This window comes from Spirillospora sp. NPDC127506, assembly GCF_040302145.1.
Lineage (GTDB): Bacteria > Actinomycetota > Actinomycetes > Streptosporangiales > Streptosporangiaceae > Spirillospora.
In genome coordinates this window covers 1-22251 of the sequence record NZ_JBEORG010000030.1, presented here as the reverse complement: position 1 = coordinate 22251, position 22251 = coordinate 1, and the positions used below count along the sequence as shown (strand labels likewise).

Below are 22251 nucleotides of genomic sequence, written 5' to 3'. Positions count from 1 at the left end.
GGCGGGGAGGGCGGGGTTAGTCTTCGCTCCAGCCGTGCTTGCGGGCGAAGCTCAGGAGGCTGTCGCGGAGCTTGAGGAGCTGGGCGCCGGTCAGGTCGGGGGCGCTCTCCAGGATCAGCTCGGTCAGTTCGGCGCGCAGCTCCGTCGTGGTGAGGACGTCGCACAGGCCCTCGTCGTCCGGTGAGGAGGCGGAGGGGCGGCCGGCGGGGGCGAAGGACGGCGCGCGGTCGCCGATGATGCTGACGTCGAACGCCTTCAGGCCGCGCTCGCCGTCGATGAGCTCGTACTCGACGGACGTCCCCGTGGTGATGAGGCTCTTGTCGTCGTTCAGGTCGTTCACGTGCACGAAGACGTCGGGACCGCCCTCGTCGGGGGTGATGAACCCGTATCCGCGAACCTCGTCGAACCGCGCGATCCTGCCCACGTGTACCACGACAACATCCTTCACCGAACGCACCTGCCGAAATTCGCGGAGTGATGGGGACCGCGCCGCGTCGTCCCGGCCTGTCAGTCCCAGAGTAGCCAACCCGGCCCCGGCGTCAGCGGCGGTCGGGCCGGTAGGGCGCGAGCGAAGGCTCGTCCTCGTGGAGGTCGGCGGCGATGAGGTCGGCCAGGTGGGGGCCGAGGGTCATGCCGCTGTGGGTGACGGCGGTGTAGAGGCCCGGAGCGTGGCGTCCGATCAGCGGGCGGCCGTCGGCGGGCAGCGGCCGGACGCAGCGGCGCACCTCTTCGATGCGCGCGGTGAGGGCGGGGATGAGCGCGCGGGCGCGGGCGAGGAGTTCGGCGGCGCGGGCGTCCAGTTCCGAGGGCGGCGTGCCGAGGTCGGTCGCGGCGTCCAGGTCGCCGGCCTCCAGCATCAGCCCGCGACCCGGCGCGGGACGCACGTCGATGCCGGGGGAGTGGACGACGCCGTTGATCAGGCCGGGCGCCGGTCCGGTCGTTGCGGTGAGGCCGGGCGCGTCCGACCCCGGTGCCTCGGCGTCCACCAGGGGGAGGCCGAGGCCGGCGGTGGCGAGCAGGGCGGGGCTGCGCCGGCCCGCCGCGCAGATCGTGAGGTCGGCGCCGAGGTCCTCGCCGGTGCCCAGCCGGACGCCGGTGACGCGGTCGCCGCGCTGGGTGAGCCGGGTCGCGGGCGTTCCGGTGATCAGCCGCGCCCCGTTGCCGCGGGCCCGGCCGACCAGGGCGGCGACCGCGTCCGCGCCGTGCACGTACCCCTCGTCGGGGTAGTGGGCGATGACGGCTCCGGGGGCCGGACGCACGGCCGGTTCGAGGTCCCGCAGGCGGGCCTCGGTGATCAGCGAGGCGGCGTAGCCGAGGTCGGAGAGCCGCTCGACCCGGTCGGTCAGCTCGGCCTTGGCCCGGTCGGCGACGGCCCAGGCGGTGTTGCCCGTGACGCGGAACCACCCGGGGTCGCCGAACCCGGCGGCCAGGCGGCGCCAGGTCCGCAGCGCCGCGACGCGAAACGCGTGGTAGGCGGGGTCGCCCGGGTCGTTGGCGTTGAGCCAGGCGAAGCTCGCACCGGACGTCCCGGCGCCGGGCCGGTCCTGTTCGACCAGTGTCACCCCGGCCGTACCGGAGTCGCGGGCGAGCCGGTCGGCCAGGGCGGCGCCGATGATCCCCGCGCCGATGATGACGATGCGCACGCCTCCAGAGTCGCAGGTTCCGGACGGGCGGTCACCCGCGCCAGCCGAGCATCTGCTTCGCCTCGTCGGTCATCATGTCCGGCTCCCAGACCGGATCCCACACGATCTGCGTCTCGACGTCGCGGACGCCGGGCGCGCCCCACAGCGCGGCGCGGATCGTGTCCTCGAAGTAGCCGCTGAGCGGGCAGGCGGGCGTGGTCATCGTCATCCGCACCTGGGCCACCCCGTCGGTCACGCCGACGTCGTAGACGAGGCCGAGGTCGATGATGTTGACGCCGAGTTCCGGGTCGAGGACCTCCCGCAGCATCTCGCGGAGCAGCTGCGTGTCGGGGGTGTCGGCGAGCCATGCCGTCACCTGGCCGGCCTGGGCGGCCGGCTCGGCGTCGCCGTGCTTGCTCATGGCGCATGTCCTTTCCGTCGGGGACCCGCGCCGCGGCTTCCTCGGCGGCGCTTCGGTTCGGCCGGGGCGGCGGCCGCTCGGACCGGCCGCCCCCATTTTTTACAGATGGTGTTGTATAAAAACGAGGAGAGTCCGGACGAACGAGGGAGACGAGCATGGGGAGCGAGACGCTGTCCGCGGCGCTGGAGCGCGAGCACCGCGAGATCGACGAGGGGATCGAGACCTTCACCGCCGGCCTGGCGGAGGGCGCGCCCGACACCGCGCCGCTCAAGCGGGCGCTGGAGGCGCTGCGCCGCCACATCTACCTCGAAGAGGAGTTCCTGTTCCCGCCGCTGCGCGACGCGGGCCTGATGGCGCCGGTCTTCGTCATGCTGCGCGAGCACGGCGAGCTGTGGCGGGCGATGGACGGGCTGGAGGCCGAGCTCGCCGAGGGGGCGGCCGCCGACGCGGCCGGGCGCCGCTGCGAGGAGCTGCTCGCCATGCTGGACCGGCACAACTCCAAGGAGGAGCCGATCCTCTACCCGCAGGCCGACGCGGTGCTGTCGCCCGAGGCGGCCGAGCACCTGCACGGCTTCCTCGCCGCCGGCCGGACGCCCGACGGCTGGGTGTGCCAGGGCGCGCGGGCCTGACCGGCGGGGAGGGGCGGCCCGGCGACCGGGCCGCCCCGGCCGCGCTAGGCGGCGGCGGTGCGGCCGATGCGGACGCGCCACGTCTCCGGCCCCTGCTCCAGGTAGTCCCAGGTGAACTCCCCGTCGTGCTCGGCGGCGAACTGGTAGTAGAGCGGCTTCGGGTCGTGGTCGTTGATGAGCACGAAGCCCTCCCCGTCGCCCAGCGACTGCCACGTCTCGAAGATGAGCGTGTGGCGGCGCGCGGGGGCCTCGGAGCGGACGTCGAGCGGACGGTCCTCAGCGGTCATGCGGGTCTCCTTCGCAGGGTCGTTCCCGGGCAGGCGGGCCAGGTAGTGCAGGACGCCGTTGAGCCGCTCGGCCTCGCCCGGATGGTCGTGGCGGAGCACCGCCCACCCGTCCGCGGCGAGCCGGCTCGCGTCGACGGGGTGGCCCGCCCGGCCGAGCGCGCGGACCGCGCGCGAGAGCAGCCGGGTCAGCGCCGGCACCGGCTCCTGCGTCGTGCTCACCGAATCCGCCTCCCTGGATTTATCCAGCCTTGGTTTGTTTATACAAGAACAGTAGTGCAAAATAGGGGGCGCCGACAACGCCGCTGAGGAGACCTGCCGTGACCTACGTGATCGGTGAGCCGTGCATCGACGTGATGGACCGCGCCTGCGTCGACGAGTGCCCGGTCGACTGCATCTACGAGGGCGAGCGCTCGCTCTACATCCATCCGGACGAGTGTGTCGACTGCGGTGCCTGCGAACCGGTCTGCCCGGTGGAGGCGATCTACTACGAGGACGACCTGCCCGCGTCCCTGGAGCCCTACCGCGAGGACAACGCGAGGTTCTTCGCCGAGACGCTGCCCGGCCGCGACGAGCCGCTCGGCACTCCCGGCGGCGCCACCAAGCTCGGCGCCCTCGGCGTCGACACGCCCCTCGTGGCCTCCCACCCGCGCCCCGAGTAGCCGCCCGCCCGGTTCGCGCGCGCCTGCGGACGCGCGGCGGCGGGACGGCCGGGCGTCCGTGGACGACCGTGTTGAGACCCCGCGCGAGCATGAGCCGGGGCCGGCGCTCAGGCGCCGGCCCCGACCCCGTCGGACCGTCAGACGTTCTTCCGCATGGCCGCCACGCCCATCGCGGCCGCGCCGAAGACGACGGCGACCGCCCCCGTCACGACGTTGTTCCAGATGGTCGAGGTCGTGGACATGTCACCGGCCACCACCCAGGGGGCGATGATCGTCCAGATCCCGATGATCGGGGCCGTCCAGGTCAGCGTGTGGGTGCGGCCGTAGGCGGACGCGAAGCCCGCGGCGAGCAGGGCCAGCGCCACCCCCATGATCAGGTTGTTGATCGTGAGGTTGCTCAGGCCGCTGAACCCGACGATCCACGGGGACGCCGCCAGGTACAGGCCCGTGAGGGCGATCACACCGGTCACGCCCTGCGCGACGGGAGTCTCCGCCGCCGCCTCGTACCGGGCGCGCATCTCGACGATGTCGGGGTGCTGCTCGATGCTTCCCGCAGGATGAGTGGTCATGGGTTCTCCCCTTCCTCTCGTCGTCCCCACGGCTCTCGGCGATCCCGGCCGCGACCGCGGCCGTTATATCGCTTCACGATATTTATGACCGGGACGATGCGGCCCTAACGTCCTCTGCCAAGATTTTTCCCACCGGCCCCTTGACCGACTCCTCCGCATGCGCTAGTCCGACGTTCTTCCTGATGCGCGGGCGGGACGGGGCGTACCGGGATAGCATGTCGGCAAAGATCACTTATTCGGGTGACATGTAAACAGGGTGGGGTTCTGGTGGCGGAGAACGATCCTTGGCCGGGCGACCACGCGCCGTCCCTCGACCTGCGGACCGACGTCCCGCACTCGGCCCGCATGTACGACTACTACCTCGGCGGCAAGGACAACTTCGCCGCTGACCGCGAGGCCGCCGACAAGGTCCTGCAGATCTTCCCCGACGTCGCCGTCGGCGCGCAGGCCAACCGGCGGTTCCTCGGCCGCGCGGTCAGGCTGGCGGCCTCCATGGGCATCCGCCAGTTCCTCGACATCGGCACCGGCATCCCGGCCGCCGACAACACCCACGAGGTCGCCCAGGCCGTGGCCCCCGAGTCCCGCGTCGTCTACGTCGACAACGACCCGATCGTCCTGACGCACGCCCGCGCCCTGCTGGCCGGCACGCCCGAGGGCCGCACCGCCTACCTGGACGCCGACTACCGCGACCACGAGAAGATCCTCACCGCCTCCGAGACCCGCGCCCTGATCGACTTCACGCGGCCGGTGGCGCTGCTCACCGTCGCCCTCCTGCACTTCGTCCCGGACGAGGACGACCCGGGCGCGATCCTGGAGCACTACAAGGCCGCCATGCCGCCCGGCAGCCTGATGATCTTCTCCCACTCCACCACCGACCTCGCGCCGGACCCGGAGGAGGCCGCGAACGTCGTCCGCACCTACCGCGCGGCCGGCGTGAACCTGACGCCGCGCTCCGAGGAGCGCATCACCGGCTTCTTCGCCGGCTGGGACCTCCTCGACCCCGGCGTCGTCCCGGTCACCGAGTGGCGCCCCGACGGCGACCCCCGCGACGCCGCCCTCGACCGCTCCCAGGCCGGCGCCTTCGGCGGCGTCGCCGTCAAACCCGCCTGACCGGGTTCGGCATACCCGCCGGTTCCGCCCGGGAGGCCGCCGCGCAGCGGCGAGGATGTGCGCATGCACGAGGTGTCGAGGGTCCTCTACCGGGCGTGGACGGAGGCGACGGAGCGTGCGGACGCGCACCGCGCGCTCGCCGGCCTCCGCAGTCCCGGACGGGTCGAGCTGCGGTCGAGGTTCCTGCATCTGCTCGACGAGTCGGCCGTCCTGCCCGCGACGCTCGGCGAGCCGCTCGGCGAGGCGCGCTGGGAGGAGATCCTCCGGCTGGAGCACGAGGGCGACGTCGCCCTGGGCCGCGCCCCGAGCGAGGCCGCCGGGCCGTTCGCCCGGCTGGCCGGCCTGGAGTACTCCACCCGGCTGAGGGTCGTCACCGTCCACGCGTTGATCGGCTTGGGGGACGCCGCCCGGCAACTGGACGACGACAGGTGCCTCGACCTGTTCCGCGAGGGCATCGGCATCGCCCGCGCGGACGGCTACCGCCCCGGCCTGATGCGCGCCCTCGTCTCCTGCGGGTATGCGCTGATGGTCGAGGGGCCGCTGATGGAGGCCGAGTCGCATTTCGAGGAGGCGGCGCGGCTCGCGGAGGAGCTCGGCGACCGGCTCTACCAGGCCAACGCGCTGCTCGGCCTCGGCGAGACCAGGATGCGGCAGCGGGACCTGCCCGCCGCGCGGCGGCACATGTGGGCGGCCCGGCGCGCCTTCGCCCGGCTGGGGTCGCCCATCGGCCTCGGGAACGTCCACGAGCGGCTGGCCTCGGTGTTCAAGAGCGAGGGACGGCTGCGGGACGCGGCCGACATGCTGCGCGAGGCCGAGGTCGCCTTCGACGCGGCCCGAAACGTCATCGGACGGGTCAACGTGCTGGAGCAGCTCGGCGACGTCGCGGTGGCCGCCGCCCGGTACGGCGAGGCCCGGGAGGCGTACCGGCGGGCCGAGCGGGAGGCCGCGCGGCACGGCTACCGGCGCGGCCGGCTCAACGCCCTGGAGGGACTCGCCCGGGCGGCCAGGGAGGAGGGCGACTGGCCGGCCGCCGAGGGCCTCTACCGCGAGGTCCTCGGCGGGTACCGGGAGATGGAGGACGTCGTCGGCACCGTCCGGGCCTTCGACGGGCTCGCCCTGAGCCGCGGGGCCAACGCCGGCCCTGAGGAGGAGACGGCCGAACGCATCAGGTCGATCCAGGAGCTGGAGCGGCTGCGCGCCGGCAGCGACCGCCACGACGTCCAGGTGGAGTACCGGAAGCGGTTCACTGGGATGTACGGTGCGGCCCTGCGCTGCGCGGTCGACTCCGCCGACCTGGACGCCGCCGTCTACGTGCTGGAGAGCCTGGCGGGACGCCGGCTCGCCGGGATGGTGGAGCAGGACGCGCGGGTCCCGGACGACGGGCTCGCCGCCCACATGCTGGCCCGCGCCGACCAGCGGCTGCTGGGCAGGCTCCCCATGCCAGGCGGGACGTCCCGGCAGGAGCGGGTGAAGCGGCTGCTGGGCGCCACCGCCGTGCGCAGCACGCTTCCCGGCCGGGCCGCCGCCGAGGCCGACGACGCGGCCGCCGCCCTGTACCTGCCCGCCGACCCCGCCGAGGCGAGCGACCTGCTGGGCGCGGTGCCGCCCGGCTGCCACGTGCTCTTCTGCGGATACGGCCTGACCGGCACCCCGGAGCCGGAGCTGGCCTGGCTGTGGCGCGACCCGTCCGGCGCCACCGGCTGCGGCAGGGCTCCCGCGAGCGAGCATCTTCGATGGTTGATCGAGCGCGGCGGAGCACCGACCGTCGCCGAACGCCTCGGCCCGTCCGTGCGCGGGCCTTCCTGGGAGGACGTCCTTCCGCCGGGTCTGGCTGAGGCGCTCGACGGTCCCGGCCACGGCGACCTGGTCGTCCTGCCGATCGGTGCGATGTGGCGGCTGCCCTGGCCCGCTGTGCGGCTGCCGTCCGGACGCGTCCTGGCCGGACGGGCCAGGCTCAGGCTCTGCCCGTCGCTGACCGTGCACCGCGCCTTGGTCCGGCGGGCGGCCGAGCCCGTTCCGGACGGCGAGCGGATGGCCTGGCGGAACCCGGACCTGTCCGCCCACGAACTCGCGGCGGCGGCATCGTGGCAGGCGGCGTCCGGGCCGGGCGACGTGAGGACGGCGCTGCTGAAGGGCGGTCCCGGCCTGCTCGCCGTCGTCGCGCACGGCCGCCACAACGACGGCGCCGTCTACCTGGAGCTCGCCCCGGGCGAGGTGCTGCCGCTCGCCGACATGCTGACCGCGCGCCCGCCCCGCCGGCTCGCCCTGGTGTGCTGCTGGGGCGGCGCCCCGCCCGGCGAGATCCCCGCGGACCCCGTGTCGTTCGGCCTGGTGGCGCTGCTGCGCGGCAGCCACGAGGTGCTGTCCTGCCTGGACGAACTCGCCGACACCGATGAGGCGACCATGCTCGTGAACCGGATCCTGCACCAGTTCGGACGCCTTCCCCTGCCCGAAGCGGTGCGTCAAGCGTGCGAAGCCCTGTTCAAGCACCCTGTCCTGCGCGCCCAGGCCCTCTACCACTGGGCGCCGCTCGTCTGCCTGGGCGCCTACACCGCCTCCGAGGGGAGCACTGAATGACGACACCCGAATCCTGGCTCGAGACCGGCGGGTTCGACTACTCGTGGACTCTGAAGGCGTACGACCTGCTCGTCGAGGAGAAGATCAAGGCCGAAGTGAGGATCGTCGACAACGTCGAGGTCAGCGTCGTCAGCGGCCCGTGCCCCCGGTGCGGACACGAGTTCACGGACAGCCAAGTGCACACCGCCGTCACCGAACGCGGCACCCTCGGAGTCGACCCGGTCGAGTCCGAGGTCAGGGAGATCGACCTGTGGTGCGACTGCGGCCGTGAGCACCCGGGCCGGCCGGAGACCGGCAAGGGCTGCGGCATCGCCTACCGGGTCATCGCCACCGTCCAGATGCCATGACCGAGCCGCCGCGACCCGAGTCGCCACCACCGTCCCAGCCGCGACGACCCGAGCTGCCACGGCCCACCCGCGGCCCTGACCCGGCCGCGATGCGCGACGCCGACGACTTCGCGGCGCTGGCCGCCGAGTCGGTCCGGCAGGTCCGGGAGAGCGCCGAGCGCTGGCGCACCGGCATGGCCGCACTGGTCACCCTCGTCACGACCGCGCTCCTGCTGAAGGGACCGGAGAAGGCCGCCGAACTGCCGGTCCGCTGGCGCCTCACGTTGACGATCATGCTCGGTTTCGGCCTCGCGCTGGCCATCGCCGCACTGTGGCGTGCTCTGCAGGCCGCCGCCGGCGAGCCAGGTCTCGTCCGGGCGGCCGACATCCGTGCCCGCTACGTCACCATCGCCGCGTTCCGCGTGGCCCAGGCGCAGCGGGCCGCCGTCCAGCTCAAGCACGCCCGCCGGCTCCTCATCCCGGCCCTGAGCCTGCTGGCGGCCGGCATGCTCGCCTGGTGGTGGGCGCCTCCGGCCCCCGCCGAGGCGCTGATCAGCATCGAGTACCGGCCGCCCGGCGCGTCCGGCACCGTGACCGCCTGCGGCGAACTGGCCTCCGCCGATGCTCAGACCGCCGTCGTGAAGCGATCCGGAACGTCCCGCCCCACCAAGATCCCGTTCGCTCAGATCGAGAACATGCGCGTCCCCGCCACCTGTCCCTGAAGCCGGCGACCCCATGGGACCGCCCAAGGCGCACCGGGCCGCGCGGCGGGGGAGGGCCGGGAGGACCACCCCCGCCGCGGTGGTTCGAAGGTCAGCGAGTGCGGGACGCCGGAGCCGGGTGGTCAGCGTGTGGCCAGTGCCTCGGCGACCTCTTCTGCCGCTGCGTAGGCGCCTCGGATCGCGTGTGCGCGGCTTAGCGGTTTGCGTTTGTCCCTCGCTTCGTAGGTCACCCGGACGAGCACGTCGCCGTCTCGGAAGACGACCTCGCCGGGGATGACCTCGGGGATCTGCACGGCGAACGCCTGATCGCCCAGGCCGGTCACGGCGCGGAAGTACTTCCTGTCGTGGACGCTGAGCGTCTCCTCCGCGCGGGCGTCGACGTGCCGCATCACGTATTCGCGGGTGGCGAGGCCGGCGCCGTCGATCAGGCCCGAGCCCGGCATGGCCGTCGCGGAGACCGCCAGTTCGCGGTCTTCGGACGTCCAGGAGCAGCCGCCGATCTTGGCGTCCTTGACGGTGCGGGCGCTGCCGGGCGAGTCGGAGGTGCCGGTGATGTCGTCGCCCCTCACCAGCATGTGCAGTGTCCGCTCGGATACGGCGGTGCACAGGTCGGGGAGCGTTCGGGGCGGGGCCGGTCGCGGCGCCGGGGCGATCGCTGGGTGCGCGGGCGTCCGCGCGCCCAGCGCGGCGGCGACCTCGGACGCGGTGGCGAACGCGCCGTCCCGCGCCGTTCCCTCCGGGAGTGCTCCGAAGAGCGAGCGGTACTGGACCGTGACGTTCGCGTTCCCCACCCGCATCACGACCGTCGCGCCAGTGGACGGGGAGACCTGCACGAACGCCTCGTCGCCCAGGCCCGCCACCGCCGTGCTGGACACGCTGGACCATTTCGGGCCCAGGGCCATCATGGCCGCCGCGACCGGCGCCCGCCCGGTCTGCGGCGCTCCCGGACGCAGCGGGGTGCCGGGGAACACGGCGAAACCGACCGACAGGTACCGCTCGGACCTGCGGTCGTCCTTCCGCGACGACCACGTGCAGGTGCCCTGGCCGCCGTCCTTCGCCGTCCGCGTGCCGGGCACCAGCCGGGCGAGGGTGGCGGCGGAGACGCCGCAGCGTTCCGGGTACGCGCTGACGATCGGCCCCTCCGGCACCCGGTCGGGGCCGGCCGGCGGGTCGGGCAGCCGGTCGAGCGGGCCGGGCGACGGGAGCGCCTTCACCAGGACGACGCTGAGCACGATGACGAAGACCGCGGCGAACAGGACGGCTCCGCCGGTCCCGTCCGGCGAAGCGGCGGGGCGCGGGCTCTGCGTCATGACCGCAGCGACCTCTCTACCGCGACGGCGACCGTGTAGGCGCTGTCGATCAGGCGGTTCCCGCTCAAGGGCGTCTCCTCATCGGCGCCCCGGTAGGACACCTCGACCAGCAGGTTGCGTTTCTGGAAGGCCACGAATCCCTCGTCGCCGCCCGACGAGCCGCGTGCGACCCGGGTGACCGCGAACGCCCGGTCGCCGGGGCCGGCCAGAGGCTTGAAGCCGGTGAACCGGTCCGACCCGGGAGTGTTGCCCGCCCGCAGGTTCTCGTAGGCGGCCAGGTACCGGCGCCCGGCCTGGAAGGCCCCGAGCCCCGGGAGGCGGTCGTCCTCCACGATGATCGCCACCGTGAGGGTGCGCGACTGGCCCTCGTCGGCGAACCGGGACGTGCGCGCCTTCCACGCGCAGGCGTCGGTGGACGTCCCCGGCAAGGTGAGGGCCGGGAACAGGGACGCGGTGGCCCGCTCCCGGTACGCGCCGCGCGCCACCTTGTCGACGGTGGCCGCCGGGACGGCGTCGCACGGCTTGGGTACGTGCCGCACCGGCGGCGTGACCGGATGCTTCACCCTGCTCACCACGGGCCGCGCCGCCGTGCCCAGGCTCTTCGCCGTCTCGGACGCCGCCGCGAAGGCGCCGTCCAGCGCGGTCTTCTTCGGGATCGTCCTGCGCTCGCCGCGTACGGCGTCCCAGCCCCGGTAGCGGACCGTCGCGACGGCGTTGCCGACGCGGAACTTGACGATCGCGCCCCCGGTATCGGTCTCCGCCGAGTAGCGGGCGGTGGCCTCCTCGCCCAGCCCCTCGACGATCTCGGGCGGGGCGGAGCCGCGCACGGGCGACGGCGGCTCGTCCATCTGCCGCATCGCCTCGCCGATCGGCGACTGCAGGCGGTTCCCGGCGAGGACGATGTCGACGTTGAGGACGCGCTCGTTGCGGAAGTCGCCGGTGCAGATGCCGCACTTGACCTTGCCGTCGTCCAGCGAGTACCACATGCAGCTCCCGGGGCCGCCCTCGCGGAAGAGGCCGCCCTTCTCGGCGTCGGGGTCGGAACCGGGCGCGAGCCTGGCGGCCGTGCGCTTCGACACCCCGCAGTCGGCGGGCATCTTCTTCACGATCCGGCCGGCCGGCACGGTGTCGGCGGTCGCGGGCGCGGCGGTGAGAGGCCCGTCGGAGATGCCCGCCGGCTCGGACCGCTGCGCGGCGACCGCGGCGACCGTGCCGCCCAGGACGAGCGCGAGCGCCGCGGCCATCGCGCCGACACGCCAGTTGCGGTCCGTCCGCAACCGGCGCACGAGACCGGATTCGTACTGGGAATCGGGCATGCGAACTCCAGGCCGGGGGCGAGTGCCGGTCCTTGGAGGCCCGATCGGGACAGGACGGTTCCCCGGGACCGGCGTCCGGTTTCGGCCATGCCCAATTCCCAGGCCGGTGCAAGGGTCGGCGGACCGCAATGGGGCGGAGCGTCCGGCCGGCTGAAATGAGAACGGCGACGGCCGAAGCGGGGCGACGGCGAACGACGGCATCCGCGCCGGATCACCCGGGGACGCGCGGCGGCGTCCCGCCGCCTCGCCGCCCGCTGACCCGCCCCGGGCCGAGCTCGTGGTGGCGGGCGCACACTTCTGACCAGAAGGCGGAGGTCGGCAAGCTCGCCCGCAAGCCGGGCGAGGCGCGAGTCAGAGCTTGAAGAGCTTGCTGAACGGAGCGGGGATCTTCACCTTCTGGGTCCCGAAGTCGACGAGGACGGACCGGCCCTCGTGGACTTCCAGGATGCGGCCGAGCCCGTACTTGTCGTGGGTGACCCGGTCGTCCGGCTCGAAGGTCTTGGCCGGCGGCGCGGCGGGCGGTGGCTTGAACGGGCTGGTGGGCAGGTGTCGCCGCCTGCCGGGTTCAGTGGACTTCACCTTTGCAGTATGCGCTCCCGCGGGTCGTCCGCGGACTGTGTTCAGCAGGTGATATGGAAAACGTCACAGTAAAATCCGGGTTCCGGCACCGGCCCGCGAACCGTGTGGTAGCGTCGAGGCAGTTGCGGTTCCCAAGACATGTGCATGCGCCTGCGGATCTACTTCGGCAGGCGCATTTTTTGTTGCTCTGGAATTTTCCGGATGGGCCATCGCGGCGCCCCGGCCGCGCACGGTGTGCGGCCGGGACCGATCAGAAGGAGACCGACCATGGCCACCGGTACCGTGAAGTGGTTCAACGCCGAAAAGGGCTTCGGCTTCATCGAGCAGGACGGCGGCGGCGCCGACGTCTTCGCCCACTACTCCAACATCGCCGCCCAGGGCTTCCGCGAGCTCCAGGAGGGCCAGAAGGTGTCGTTCGACATCACCCAGGGCCAGAAGGGCCTGCAGGCGGAGAACATCGTCCCCGCCTGAGCGCACGCCGCGCGGCGGGCGCCCTCCCGGGGCCGCCCGCCCCGCTCCGCCCCGGCGGCCGCGAGTGCCGCCGGTTCCACTCCGGTTCGTATTGAGAGCACCTCCTCGACGCGCACCGCTTTCGAGGAAGGTCTCTCCCATGCCCCGCACCGCCCAGCCCGGCCGACGAGAACGCCGCCGCCCCGCGAAGCGGCGCGACGCCGTTCCCCCGAGGGCGTCCACCGCGCCGGTCCCCGCTGTCGAGTCGTTCTCGGAGCTGCGCATGCCGGCGCCGCTCCTCGCGGAACTGGCCCGCCAAGGGGTGACGGCCCCGTTCCCCATCCAGGCCGCGAGCCTGCCGAACGCCCTCGCCGGACGGGACGTCCTCGGCCGCGGGCGCACCGGCTCCGGCAAGACGCTCGCCTTCGGCCTGGCGGTGCTCTCCCGCATGGCCGGCCACCGCGCGGCGCCGCGCGCCCCCCTCGCCCTGGTCCTCGTCCCCACCCGGGAACTCGCCCAGCAGGTCGAGAGCGCGCTGAGCCCCTACGCGGACGCCGTCGCGGTGCGGCTCGCCACCGTCGTCGGCGGCCTGCCGATCTCCCGCCAGGCGAACGCGCTGAAGAGCGGCGCGGACGTCGTGATCGCCACCCCCGGACGGCTCGCCGACCTGGTCGAGCGCGGCGACTGCCGGCTCGGCGAGGTGCGGATCACCGTGCTGGACGAGGCAGACCAGATGACCGACATGGGGTTCCTGCCGCAGGTCACCCGGCTGCTGGAGCGGACACCGCCCGGCGGCCAGCGGATGCTGTTCTCCGCGACGCTCGACCGCGACGTCGACCGGCTCGTCCGCCGCTTCCTCGGCGACCCGGTCACCCACTCGGTCGACCCGCCGGCCGGCGCGGTCGCGGCGATGGAGCACCACCTGCTGCACGTCGCCGAGGCCGACAAGCACGAGACGACCGCGCACATCGCGTCCCGCACCGGCCGGGTGATCATGTTCGTGGGCAAGAAGCACGCCGCGGACCGCCTGGTCAAGAAGCTGACGGCGCGCGGCGTGCGGGCCGCCGCCCTGCACGGCGGCAAGACGCAGTCGCAGCGCAACCGCGCACTGAACGGCTTCCACGGCGCGGACGTCACCGTGCTCGTCGCCACCAACGTCGCCGCCCGCGGCATCCACATCGACGACCTCGACCTCGTCGTGAACGTCGACCCGCCCGCCGACCACAAGGACTACCTCCACCGCGGCGGCCGCACCGCCCGCGCCGGACGCGCGGGGACGGTGGTCACGCTCGTCCTGCCCGAGCAGCGCCGCGAGATGGACGACCTGATGAGCAAGGCCGGCATCACCCCGCACACCAGCCGGGTGCGTCCCGGCGACCCCGAACTGGCCCGCATCACCGGCGCCCGCGCCCCGTCCCGCGCGGCCGCCCCGGCGCCCGCCGCGCAGACCGCGAAGCCCCGGCCCGGTAAGCACCAGGCGGCGAAGGCGGGCAAGCCGCGGACGCCCCGCGACCGCGGGCCGCGCCGCCGCCAGTCCTCGCTGAACACCTGACGCCGCGGGCCGCGGCGCCCGCGGCCGGTCCACGCCGAAGCGGCCGGCCGGCGCGGCGGCGGGACACGGCGGCGGGTTCCTGGCCTGCCGGAACGCGGAGCGAACGCTGCGGTGGCGGAAAGCGGTCAGTTCTCCGGGTCGCTTTCCGCTGCCGGGATTTCGCGTGGTAAGCCCGTTGGTGACGCGGTGAGCGGGTGATGACGGGGTGACGCGATGGACGAGGCGGGGAAGGCGGGGGAGGTCGTCGGGCGCGTCCTGGGAACGCAGACCGCGACGCCGCTGACGTTCTGGGTGGGGCTGGAACCGGGCACGGTCGTCCAGCTGGACGAGGTGATCGCCGCGCGGCGGGAGGTGCCCGGACGCGGCGAGGTGCTCATCGCCGGCGTCGTGACGAACGTGGAGGCCCGGCACGAGGGCGCCGCCTACGACTCGGACGTCTTCCTGATCGTCCAGGGGGTGCTGCCGGCCGCCGTGGTCGAGTCCGCCGAGGTCACGGTCACGCGGGTCGAGCCCGAGGTGTACGTGCCGCCGCTGCCGGGGACGGAGGCCCGCCGGGCCGGAGAGGACGACCGGCGGCGGGCGCTGTACTTCGACGTCATGGAGCGGCGGGTCCCGGTCGGGCTGGGGCGGGACGGCGAGCCCGTCCACCTGAACATGGACTTCCTGGACGGGACGCGCGGCGCGCACGTGTCGATCTCCGGGATCTCCGGTGTGGCGACCAAGACGTCGTTCGCCACCTTCTTGTTGTACTCGGTGTTCAACTCCGGGGCGCTGGGCGCCGAGGCCCACAACACCAAGGCGCTGATCTTCTCCGTGAAGGGAGAGGACCTGCTCTTCCTCGACCACGCCAACAACCGGCTCGACGAGGACGCGCGCGCCGCGTACCGGAAGCTCGGGCTGACGCCGGGCCCGTTCCAGAGCGTGCACGTCTTCGCGCCGCCCAGGCCGGGCGACCCCAACGGGACGCCGCATGTGTCCGCGCGCACCCAGGACGTCAGCCCGTTCTACTGGACCCTTGCCGAGTTCTGCGAGGAGGAGCTGCTCCGCTACGTCTTCGCGGACGCCGAGGACGAGCGCGCCCAGTACACGATGCTCATCGGGCAGGTCGCGGCCAGGCTGAAGCACGCGGCCGGGGCGGTGGGGGACGGCGGTGCGGTGCGGCTCGGCGACGGGCCGGTCTGCCGCACCTACGAGGACCTCGTCGGCGTCATCGAGGACGCGCTGACCGACGAGGACGCGCGCCGCGAATGGGGCGCCCAGCTGATGGGGCTCGGCACCGTCAACGCGTTCCTGCGCAGGCTCCGATCGTCCGTGCGGGCCCTGTCGCCCCTGCTGCGCGGCGACCTCCCGGCCCGCGCCGACCGGACGATCAGCACGTCCCGCACCCAGGTCACGGTCGTCGACCTGCACAACCTTCCCGAGCGGGCGCAGCGGTTCGTCGTCGGCGTCGTGCTGCGCGGCGAGTTCGCGGACAAGGAGCGCACCGGCAGCGCCCGCCCGCTGCTGTTCGTGGTCCTGGACGAGCTGAACAAGTACGCACCGCGCGAGGGCGGCTCCCCGATCAAGGAGATCCTCCTGGACGTCGCCGAGCGCGGCCGGTCGCTCGGCGTGATCCTCATCGGCGCCCAGCAGACGGCGTCGGAGGTGGAGCGCCGCATCGTCGCCAACTGCGCGGTCCGGGTGGCGGGGCGGCTGGACGCGGCGGAGGCGGGGCGCGGCGAGTACGGATGGCTGCCGCCGGCGGCGCGGGCGCGGGCCACGATCGCCAGGCCCGGGACGATGTTCGTCGGCCAGCCCGAGATCCCGGTGCCGCTCGCCGTCGAGTTCCCGTTCCCGGCCTGGGCGACCCGCCCGGCGGAGGCGAGCCACCGGGCGCGGCCGCCCGCCGCGGACGGGCGGGCCGCCGACCCGTTCGCGGGCCTCGGCGCCGCGGACGACGACGAAGTGCCGCCCTTCTGATCCGCCCGGAGGTGGACGTGAAGATCCTGCATACCGCCGACTGGCACGTCGGCAAGGTGCTCCGGGGCCGGTCCCGGGCCGACGAGCACGCGAAGGTGCTGGACGAGCTCGTCGGCGTCGCCCGGGCGGAGGACGTCGACGCGGTCATCGTCGCCGGCGACGTCTTCGACTCCGCCGTCCCGACGCCGCCCGCGCAGGCGCTGGTGATGAAGACGCTGCTGGCGCTGCGCGAAGGGGGCCGGGAAGTGGTCGTCCTCGCCGGCAACCACGACGACGCGCGCCTGCTCGACGCCGTGTACCGGCCGGTGCTGGGCCGGCTCGGCATCCGGGTCGTGGGGCGGTTCCGCCCGCCGGAGGACGGCGGGGTCCTGACGTGGACGAGCAGGGCCGGCGAACCCGTCAGGCTCGCGGCGATGCCGTTCCTGTCGCAGCGGTACGTCGTCCGGGCGCTGGAGGCGCTCACCGGCGCCCCCGACCAGCACAACCGCGACTACGCCCACCGGTTCGCGCAGCTCGCCGACGCGCTCACCGCCGGGTTCCGCTCCGACACCGTCAACCTGATCGCCGCGCACGGCACGCTGCCGGGCGGCCGGCTCGGCGGCGGCGAACGCGAAGCGCAGACGATCTTCTCGTACTACTTCGAGTCCTCGGCGTTCCCGGCGTCCGCGCACTACGCCGCCCTCGGCCACCTGCACCGGCGGCAGCGGATGCCCGGCCCGTGCCCGATCTGGTACAGCGGGTCGCCGATCGCCGTGGACTTCGGGGAGGAGCAGAACACGCCGGGCGCGCTGGTGGTGGAGGTGAGCCCGGGCCGCCCCGCCGACGTGCGGGAGGTGACGCTGCGGGGCGCCCGCGTCCTGCGCACGGTCAGCGGCACCCTCCCGGAGCTGGAGGCGATGGCCGGCGAACTCGGGGACGCGTGGCTGCGCGTCGTGGTCCGCGAGAAGCCGCGCGCCGGGCTCGCCGACGACGTCCGGGACGTCCTGCCGAACGCGCTCACCGTCGACATCGACGAGGCGTTCCGGCCCACGGCCGCGCGCCGCCGCGCGGCCGCCGCCGCCGGGGCGGAGCCGCCCACGCCGAGGCGGCTCTTCCGGACCTACCTCGCGGAGACCGGGCACGAGGACGAGCGGGTCGTGGCCCTGTTCGACCGCCTCTACGACGAGATCGACGAGCAGGGGGACTGATGCGTCCGCTGTGCGTGCACATGGAGAACTTCTGCAGCTACCGCGCGCCGACGACGGTGCGGCTCGCCGACGTCGACTACTTCGTCCTCGTCGGCCCCACCGGGTCCGGCAAGAGCACCGTCATCGACGCGGTCTGCTTCGCCCTGTACGGGTCGGTGCCGCGCTGGGCCAAGGAGAACGTGATCAAGCTGGCGCTGGCGCCGTCCGCCAACGCGGGCAAGGTCGCGCTCGTGTTCGAGACGGCGGGCCGCCGCTACGGCGTCGTCCGCTCGCTGGCCCGCAGCGCGCGCGGCGCGGTGACCACGCGGGAGGCGCGGCTGGACGAGCTGGACCCGGCCGCCGATCCCGCCCTCGGCGTCGAGGAGCTGCTCGCCGCGCAGGTCCGCAGCATCGCCGCCGGGGAGCGGGTGACGGAGGCGGTCGAGCGCATCACCGGCCTGGAGTACCGGTTCTTCACCCAGTGCGTCGTCCTCCCGCAGGGCCGCTTCGCCGACTTCCTGCAGGCCGAGCCGAGGAAGCGGCAGGACCTCCTGGTCCAGCTCCTGGACGCCGGGAAGTTCGAACTGGTCAAGCAGCGGGCGGGCGAGGAGGAGAAGGCGGCCGAGGCCCGCGCCGCCGCCGCCGAGGCCCAGCTCGGCAAGCTCACGGAGGCCGACGAGGCCGCCGAGACCGAGGCCGCGCGGCACCTCGACCGGCTCGGCGCCCTGACCGAGCGGGTGCGCTCGGCCCTCGACGACCTCCAGCGGACCGACGCCGAGGTGCGGGAGCGGGAGGCGGAAGCGGACGAGGGCGAGCGCGCGCTGGCCGCGCTGGCCGCGCTCGCCATGCCGGAGGACGTCCCGACGCTCGCGGACGACCTGCGGGCCGCGAGCGACGAGGCCGAGCGGCTCGCGCGGGAGGCCGCCCGGTGCGAGGAACGCGAGTCGGCCGCCCACGACCGGCTCGCCCGCCTCGGCGACAAGACCGTCCTGGACCTGGCGGGCCGCGCGCACCGCGACCACGCGCGGATCAGCGCCGAGATCGAGGACGTCCAGGGCGAGATCGCGGAGGCGCGCGGCGTGCTGGCCGAGGCCGAAGCGGACGCCGAGGCCGCCCGCGCGAGCCTGCGGCAGGCCGAGGACGAGCGGCAGCGCGTCCGCGACGAGCACGCCGCCGCCGGCCTCGCCGCCCGGCTGGTGGTCGGCGAACCCTGCCCGGTCTGCCTGACCGAGGTCGCCCGGCTGCCCGAACGCCACGTCCCGTCGCGGATGAGCGAGGCGGACCGCGCCGTCGACGACCGCCGCGCCGAGTTCGAGGCCGCGCAGCGGGCCGCGCACGCCGCGGGCCAGGCGCTGTCGGGGCTGGAGGCGCGGCTGGACACCCTCCGGCAGAACCTCGACGAGCAGGCCGAGCGCATCCGCGCCCACCCCGACCCCGAGGACGTCGAGCGGCGCCTCGCCGACATCCGCGCGGCCGAGCAGGACATCGTGCACGCCCGGCGGGAGGTGGCCGCCGCCCGCGCCGACGCGGCGAAGGCCGCCGGACGGCGCGACGAGCTGTCCGGCGACGCGGCCCGGGGGCTCGCCCGGCTGGACGAGGCCCGGGACACCGTGGTCGCGCTCGGCGCGCCGCCGCTCGACCGCGCCGACCTGCACGCCGCGTGGACGGCCCTGCTCGCCTGGCGCGACCGCGAGGCGGCCGCGCGCCGTGAGGCGGCCGAAGCCCTGCGCCGCGATCTGGAGGGCCTCCGCGACCGCCGGGCACGGGCGCGCCAGGCGATCGCCGCTGAGCTGGCCGAGCACGGCATCGCCGCGTCCGGCGCGCCGGACTCCCTCTGGGAGGCCGTGCTGAACGCCCGCAACCAGGCCGAGCACCGGCTGGAGCGCATCCGCCGCGACCGCCGGATGGCCGCCGAGCTCGTCCGGGACGCCCGCCGCCACCGCGCGGAGGCCGCGGTCGCGCACGAGCTGACCGTGCGGCTGCGCGCCGACAACTTCGAGAACTGGCTGTGCGGCGAGGCCCTGGAACTGCTGGTCATGGGCGCGTCCGAGACGCTGCGCGAACTGTCGGACGGCCAGTTCGAGCTCGCCCTGGACGGCCGGAACTCCATCGAGGTGATCGACTACGCGGAGGCGGGGCTGCGCCGCAGCGTGCGGACGCTGTCCGGCGGCGAGACGTTCCAGGCGTCGCTCGCCCTCGCGCTGGCGCTGTCGGACCAGGTGGCCCGGTTCGGCGGGGGCGCCGCGGCGCGCAGCCTCGACTCGATCTTCCTGGACGAGGGGTTCGGCACGCTCGATCCCGTGACGCTCGACACCGTCGCCGCGACGCTGGAGCGGCTCGCCTCCGGCGGCGACCGCATGGTCGGCATCGTCACCCACGTCCCGGCGCTGGCCGAGCGGGTCCCGGTGCGGTTCGACGTGCGCCGCGACGCCACCGGCTCGCACCTGGAGAGGAGGACGGCGTGACCACGGCGCCCCCGTCGGCGACGACGATCACCATCGACCCCTGGGACCCCGCGTACGCGACGTCGGTCACCGCCGATGCGCTCGCCGAGCTGGACGCCACGTCCGTCCAGCTCGACCTGGACGTGGAGATGCCGTCCGGCCGGTGGCGCCCGATCACCCCCGCCCCGCGGGAGGCCCCGCCCGGCGGGCTGATCGTCGCCGACGGGGTCCGGCGGATCGAGGCGAGGGTGTGGGTCGGCGACCCGTCCGGCGGGATGCCGGCCGCGGGCATCGCCGCGTCCTGCGCGGCGGGCGTGGTGCGGCGCGTCCCCGGGGGGCGCGCGGAACTCGCGGACGTGGCGGTGCGGCGGTCGCTGTTCACCCCGTCCCCGCACGCCCGCGACCTCGAAACCGGCGCGGGCGCCTACACGGCGGTGCGGGCCGGCGGCGGCACCGCCGAGCAGCTGTCGCTCGCGCTCCAGCGGACCCTCAGCGACCTGGAAGTGAGCCTCGCGACCCGGTACCGGTCGGCCTCCGCGGAGGAGGACCTGCTGATCGTGGACGGGCCGCTGCGCGGCCGCGCCCACCTGCCGCGCACGATCGGGTACGTCAAGACCCACCACGCCGCCTACCTGTCCGGGCCGGAGGCGGCCGTGCTCGCGGCGCTGCGGCCCGGCCAGCGCACCCCGGTCTTCCTCATGACGACGAGCTGGGCGCGCCATTCCTGGTACCTGCGGCTGCCGGCGCCCTCGGGGGCGCCCTGGGCGGGCATCGCCCGCTGCGAGGCCGCCGCCGACCTCTCCCGCACCGAGGTCGCCGACCTCGCCGACGAGTGCACGGCGCTCATCCCGCACCTGGCCGGCGTCGGCTACAAGGATCCGCGCGCACCGCAGAACCTCGTCCCCATCGGCGCGCTGGAGAAGCTGCTCCGCCATCGCCTCGGCGACCCCGGGCTCCTCTACCGCGCGCTCCGCACCGCGACGCGTTGAGGGGAGCGTCCCGCCGGACCACGCGGCCCAGTAGGGTCGGCCGGTGACCTCCCCATTGCGGACCGACCGCCTGCTCATGCGCCGCTGGACCGGGACCGACCGCGAGCCGTTCGCCGCGCTGAACGCCGACCCGCAGGTCATGGAGCACTTCCCGGCGCCGCTCAGCCGGGCCGAGAGCGACGCCCTGATCGACCGCATCGAGGCGCGCTTCGACGAAAGCGGGTTCGGCTTGTGGGCGCTGGAGGTCGCCGCCACGGGCGAGTTCATCGGCTTCGCCGGGCTGTCGGTGGCGCGGTTCCAGGCCCACTTCACGCCCGCGGTCGAGATCGGCTGGCGCCTCGCCCGGTCCGCCTGGGGCCACGGCTACGCCACCGAGGCCGCCCTCCGCGCGCTGGGCTACGCCTTCGACGACGCCCATATCGACGAGGTGGTCTCCTTCACCAGCGTCCTGAACGTGCGGTCCCAGGCCGTCATGCGGCGCATCGGCATGTCCCGCGACCCGTCCGGCGATTTCGAGCACCCGCTCGTGCCCGAAGGCCATCGCCTGCGGCGCCACGTCCTGTACCGCATTACCGCCGTACGCTGGAAGGACGTTCGTCCCTAGTGGCTCCGACCCCCATACCGAAGGGTGGAGATAAGACCGAACGAGGGGGACGCATGGTGCAAGCGAAGAATCTGCAGGACGTCGACGTGGCCTTCGAGGTCAGGGGCGACGTCCCGGACCGGTTCGTCGAGGCGGCCCGCGAGAAGGTCGCCGCGTCGTTCAGGCAGGCGCCCGGCCCGGTTCTGTTCGCCCGTGTCAAGCTGTCCACCGCTCCCGACCCGGCGGTGGAGCGCCCCGCGATGGCGCAGGCCAACGTCGACGTGAACGGCCGCCTGGTGCGGGTGGAGGCCGCGGCGGAGACGATGCAGGAGGCCGTCGACCTCCTGCCCGACCTGCTGCGCGCCAGGTTCGAGCGCATCGCCGGCCGGCGCGAGGCGTCCCGTGCCCCGAAGGCCGGGCGGAACGCGCACCGGCCCGTCCGCTCCGTCCTCCCGCCGCACGAGCGGGAGATCGTGCGGCGCAAGACGTTCGCGCCCGAAACGCAGACCCCGGACGAGGCCGCGTTCGACATGGACGTCATGGACTACGACTTCTGGCTGTTCACCGACGCCGAGACCGGCCGGGACGCCGTGCTCTACCGCGACGACGGCGGCTACCGGCTCGCCCTGACGGACCCGGACGCCGACCTCCGCGGCCCGGTGGCGATCCCGCTGACCGTCAGCCCGCACCCGGCCCCGCGCATCTCCGAGAAGGAGGCGATCGAGCGCCTGGAGGCGCTCGGCCTGCCGTTCCTGTTCTTCGTGGACGGTGCCACCGGCCGCGGCAAGGTCCTGTACCACCGCTACGACGGCCACTACGGCCTCCTCGAATCCACGCCGTGACCGCCGCGGAGGGCCGCCCCGCCGGTTCGGCGGGGCGGCCTTCTCATGGTGCGCCCAGCATGGGCGATTGCTTGGGGGTGAAAGTCCCCTGGAGGAAGAGGTGGTGCTAACTCCGAGCCGGAGGCAAGGGCGTCGTCGT

Annotated in this window: 22 protein-coding genes; 14 read left to right on the top strand and 8 right to left on the bottom strand. The window is 74.2% G+C overall.

Annotation, left to right across the window (positions count from 1 at the left end; genetic code table 11):
* Positions 1-16 precede the first annotated feature (16 nt).
* The 3 genes from ABTW95_RS25400 to ABTW95_RS25390 all read right to left on the bottom strand — a co-directional run bounded on the left by ABTW95_RS25400 (position 17) and on the right by ABTW95_RS25390 (position 2043).
* The gene (locus tag ABTW95_RS25400; RefSeq protein ID WP_500227579.1) at positions 17-424 is read right to left on the bottom strand and encodes a cold shock domain-containing protein; all 408 of its coding nucleotides are present in this window, start codon (positions 422-424) and stop codon (positions 17-19) included.
* A 115-nt stretch (positions 425-539) separates the two neighbouring features.
* Positions 540-1643: an NAD(P)/FAD-dependent oxidoreductase gene (locus tag ABTW95_RS25395; RefSeq protein WP_396446477.1), complete on the bottom strand. Its 1104-nt coding sequence runs from the start codon at positions 1641-1643 to the stop codon at positions 540-542.
* A 31-nt stretch (positions 1644-1674) separates the two neighbouring features.
* Entirely contained in the window at positions 1675-2043 is a 369-nt protein-coding gene (locus ABTW95_RS25390; protein WP_396446476.1) for a metal-sulfur cluster assembly factor, read from the bottom strand.
* 155 nt (positions 2044-2198) lie between these two features.
* Between ABTW95_RS25390 and ABTW95_RS25385 the strand changes: the two genes are divergently transcribed.
* Positions 2199-2672: a hemerythrin domain-containing protein gene (locus ABTW95_RS25385; protein ID WP_396446474.1), complete on the top strand. Its 474-nt coding sequence runs from the start codon at positions 2199-2201 to the stop codon at positions 2670-2672.
* A 44-nt stretch (positions 2673-2716) separates the two neighbouring features.
* On the opposite strand, the gene ABTW95_RS25380 is transcribed toward ABTW95_RS25385, so the two are convergent.
* Entirely contained in the window at positions 2717-3178 is a 462-nt protein-coding gene (locus ABTW95_RS25380) for a DUF2249 domain-containing protein (protein ID WP_396446473.1), read from the bottom strand.
* A gap of 98 nt (positions 3179-3276) precedes the next feature.
* Here ABTW95_RS25380 and fdxA point away from each other — a divergent pair, with 98 nt between their 5' ends.
* Positions 3277-3618, top strand: a complete 342-nt coding sequence (fdxA, locus tag ABTW95_RS25375; RefSeq protein WP_396446472.1) for a ferredoxin — start codon at positions 3277-3279, stop codon at positions 3616-3618.
* Positions 3619-3755: 137 nt separating this feature from the next.
* Here the strand turns inward: fdxA and ABTW95_RS25370 are convergent, their stop codons facing one another.
* The gene (locus tag ABTW95_RS25370; RefSeq protein WP_396446471.1) at positions 3756-4187 is read right to left on the bottom strand and encodes an SPW repeat protein; all 432 of its coding nucleotides are present in this window, start codon (positions 4185-4187) and stop codon (positions 3756-3758) included.
* 267 nt (positions 4188-4454) lie between these two features.
* Between ABTW95_RS25370 and ABTW95_RS25365 the strand changes: the two genes are divergently transcribed.
* The 4 genes from ABTW95_RS25365 (at position 4455) to ABTW95_RS25350 (ending at position 8922) form a co-directional block, all read left to right on the top strand.
* Positions 4455-5297, top strand: a complete 843-nt coding sequence (locus ABTW95_RS25365; protein WP_396446470.1) for an SAM-dependent methyltransferase — start codon at positions 4455-4457, stop codon at positions 5295-5297.
* A 63-nt stretch (positions 5298-5360) separates the two neighbouring features.
* Positions 5361-7874 carry a CHAT domain-containing protein gene (locus ABTW95_RS25360; protein ID WP_500227578.1) on the top strand — a complete coding sequence of 838 codons (2514 nt, stop codon included), beginning with the start codon at positions 5361-5363 and terminating at the stop codon, positions 7872-7874.
* Positions 7871-8221, top strand: coding sequence for a hypothetical protein (locus tag ABTW95_RS25355; RefSeq protein ID WP_396446468.1), 351 nt, complete (start codon positions 7871-7873; stop codon positions 8219-8221). The genes ABTW95_RS25360 and ABTW95_RS25355 overlap by 4 nt, the downstream gene beginning before the upstream one ends.
* Before the next feature lie 89 nt (positions 8222-8310).
* Entirely contained in the window at positions 8311-8922 is a 612-nt protein-coding gene (locus ABTW95_RS25350) for a hypothetical protein (protein ID WP_500227577.1), read from the top strand.
* Between the two features lie 122 nt (positions 8923-9044).
* Here ABTW95_RS25350 and ABTW95_RS25345 read toward each other — a convergent pair whose 3' ends face one another.
* The 3 genes from ABTW95_RS25345 to ABTW95_RS25335 all read right to left on the bottom strand — a co-directional run bounded on the left by ABTW95_RS25345 (position 9045) and on the right by ABTW95_RS25335 (position 12127).
* Positions 9045-10232, bottom strand: coding sequence for a hypothetical protein (locus tag ABTW95_RS25345; protein WP_396446542.1), 1188 nt, complete (start codon positions 10230-10232; stop codon positions 9045-9047).
* Positions 10229-11548, bottom strand: a complete 1320-nt coding sequence (locus tag ABTW95_RS25340) for a hypothetical protein (protein WP_396446466.1) — start codon at positions 11546-11548, stop codon at positions 10229-10231. The genes ABTW95_RS25345 and ABTW95_RS25340 overlap by 4 nt, the downstream gene beginning before the upstream one ends.
* Before the next feature lie 351 nt (positions 11549-11899).
* Positions 11900-12127 (bottom strand): hypothetical protein, encoded by a 228-nt coding sequence (locus ABTW95_RS25335; RefSeq protein WP_396446465.1) that lies wholly within the window; start codon positions 12125-12127, stop codon positions 11900-11902.
* Between the two features lie 267 nt (positions 12128-12394).
* Here ABTW95_RS25335 and ABTW95_RS25330 point away from each other — a divergent pair, with 267 nt between their 5' ends.
* The 8 genes from ABTW95_RS25330 to ABTW95_RS25295 all read left to right on the top strand — a co-directional run bounded on the left by ABTW95_RS25330 (position 12395) and on the right by ABTW95_RS25295 (position 22112).
* Positions 12395-12598, top strand: a complete 204-nt coding sequence (locus tag ABTW95_RS25330; protein ID WP_024936225.1) for a cold-shock protein — start codon at positions 12395-12397, stop codon at positions 12596-12598.
* A 139-nt stretch (positions 12599-12737) separates the two neighbouring features.
* A complete protein-coding gene (locus tag ABTW95_RS25325) occupies positions 12738-14129 on the top strand; it encodes a DEAD/DEAH box helicase (protein ID WP_500227576.1) in 1392 nt (463 codons plus the stop codon).
* 213 nt (positions 14130-14342) lie between these two features.
* Complete coding sequence (locus tag ABTW95_RS25320; protein ID WP_500227575.1) at positions 14343-16088, top strand: ATP-binding protein; 1746 nt, start codon at positions 14343-14345, stop codon at positions 16086-16088.
* Positions 16089-16105: 17 nt separating this feature from the next.
* The gene (locus ABTW95_RS25315; protein ID WP_500227574.1) at positions 16106-17275 is read left to right on the top strand and encodes a metallophosphoesterase family protein; all 1170 of its coding nucleotides are present in this window, start codon (positions 16106-16108) and stop codon (positions 17273-17275) included.
* Positions 17275-19719 carry an AAA family ATPase gene (locus ABTW95_RS25310; RefSeq protein ID WP_396446461.1) on the top strand — a complete coding sequence of 815 codons (2445 nt, stop codon included), beginning with the start codon at positions 17275-17277 and terminating at the stop codon, positions 19717-19719. The genes ABTW95_RS25315 and ABTW95_RS25310 overlap by 1 nt, the downstream gene beginning before the upstream one ends.
* Positions 19716-20687, top strand: a complete 972-nt coding sequence (locus ABTW95_RS25305; protein WP_396446460.1) for a hypothetical protein — start codon at positions 19716-19718, stop codon at positions 20685-20687. Before ABTW95_RS25310 ends, ABTW95_RS25305 begins: the two co-directional genes overlap by 4 nt.
* 43 nt (positions 20688-20730) lie before the next feature.
* On the top strand, positions 20731-21291 hold the full coding sequence (locus ABTW95_RS25300) for a GNAT family N-acetyltransferase (protein WP_396446459.1): 561 nt from the start codon (positions 20731-20733) through the stop codon (positions 21289-21291).
* Positions 21292-21344: 53 nt separating this feature from the next.
* Entirely contained in the window at positions 21345-22112 is a 768-nt protein-coding gene (locus ABTW95_RS25295; protein WP_500227573.1) for a ribosome hibernation promotion factor, read from the top strand.
* The last annotated feature ends 139 nt before the right edge of the window (positions 22113-22251 follow it).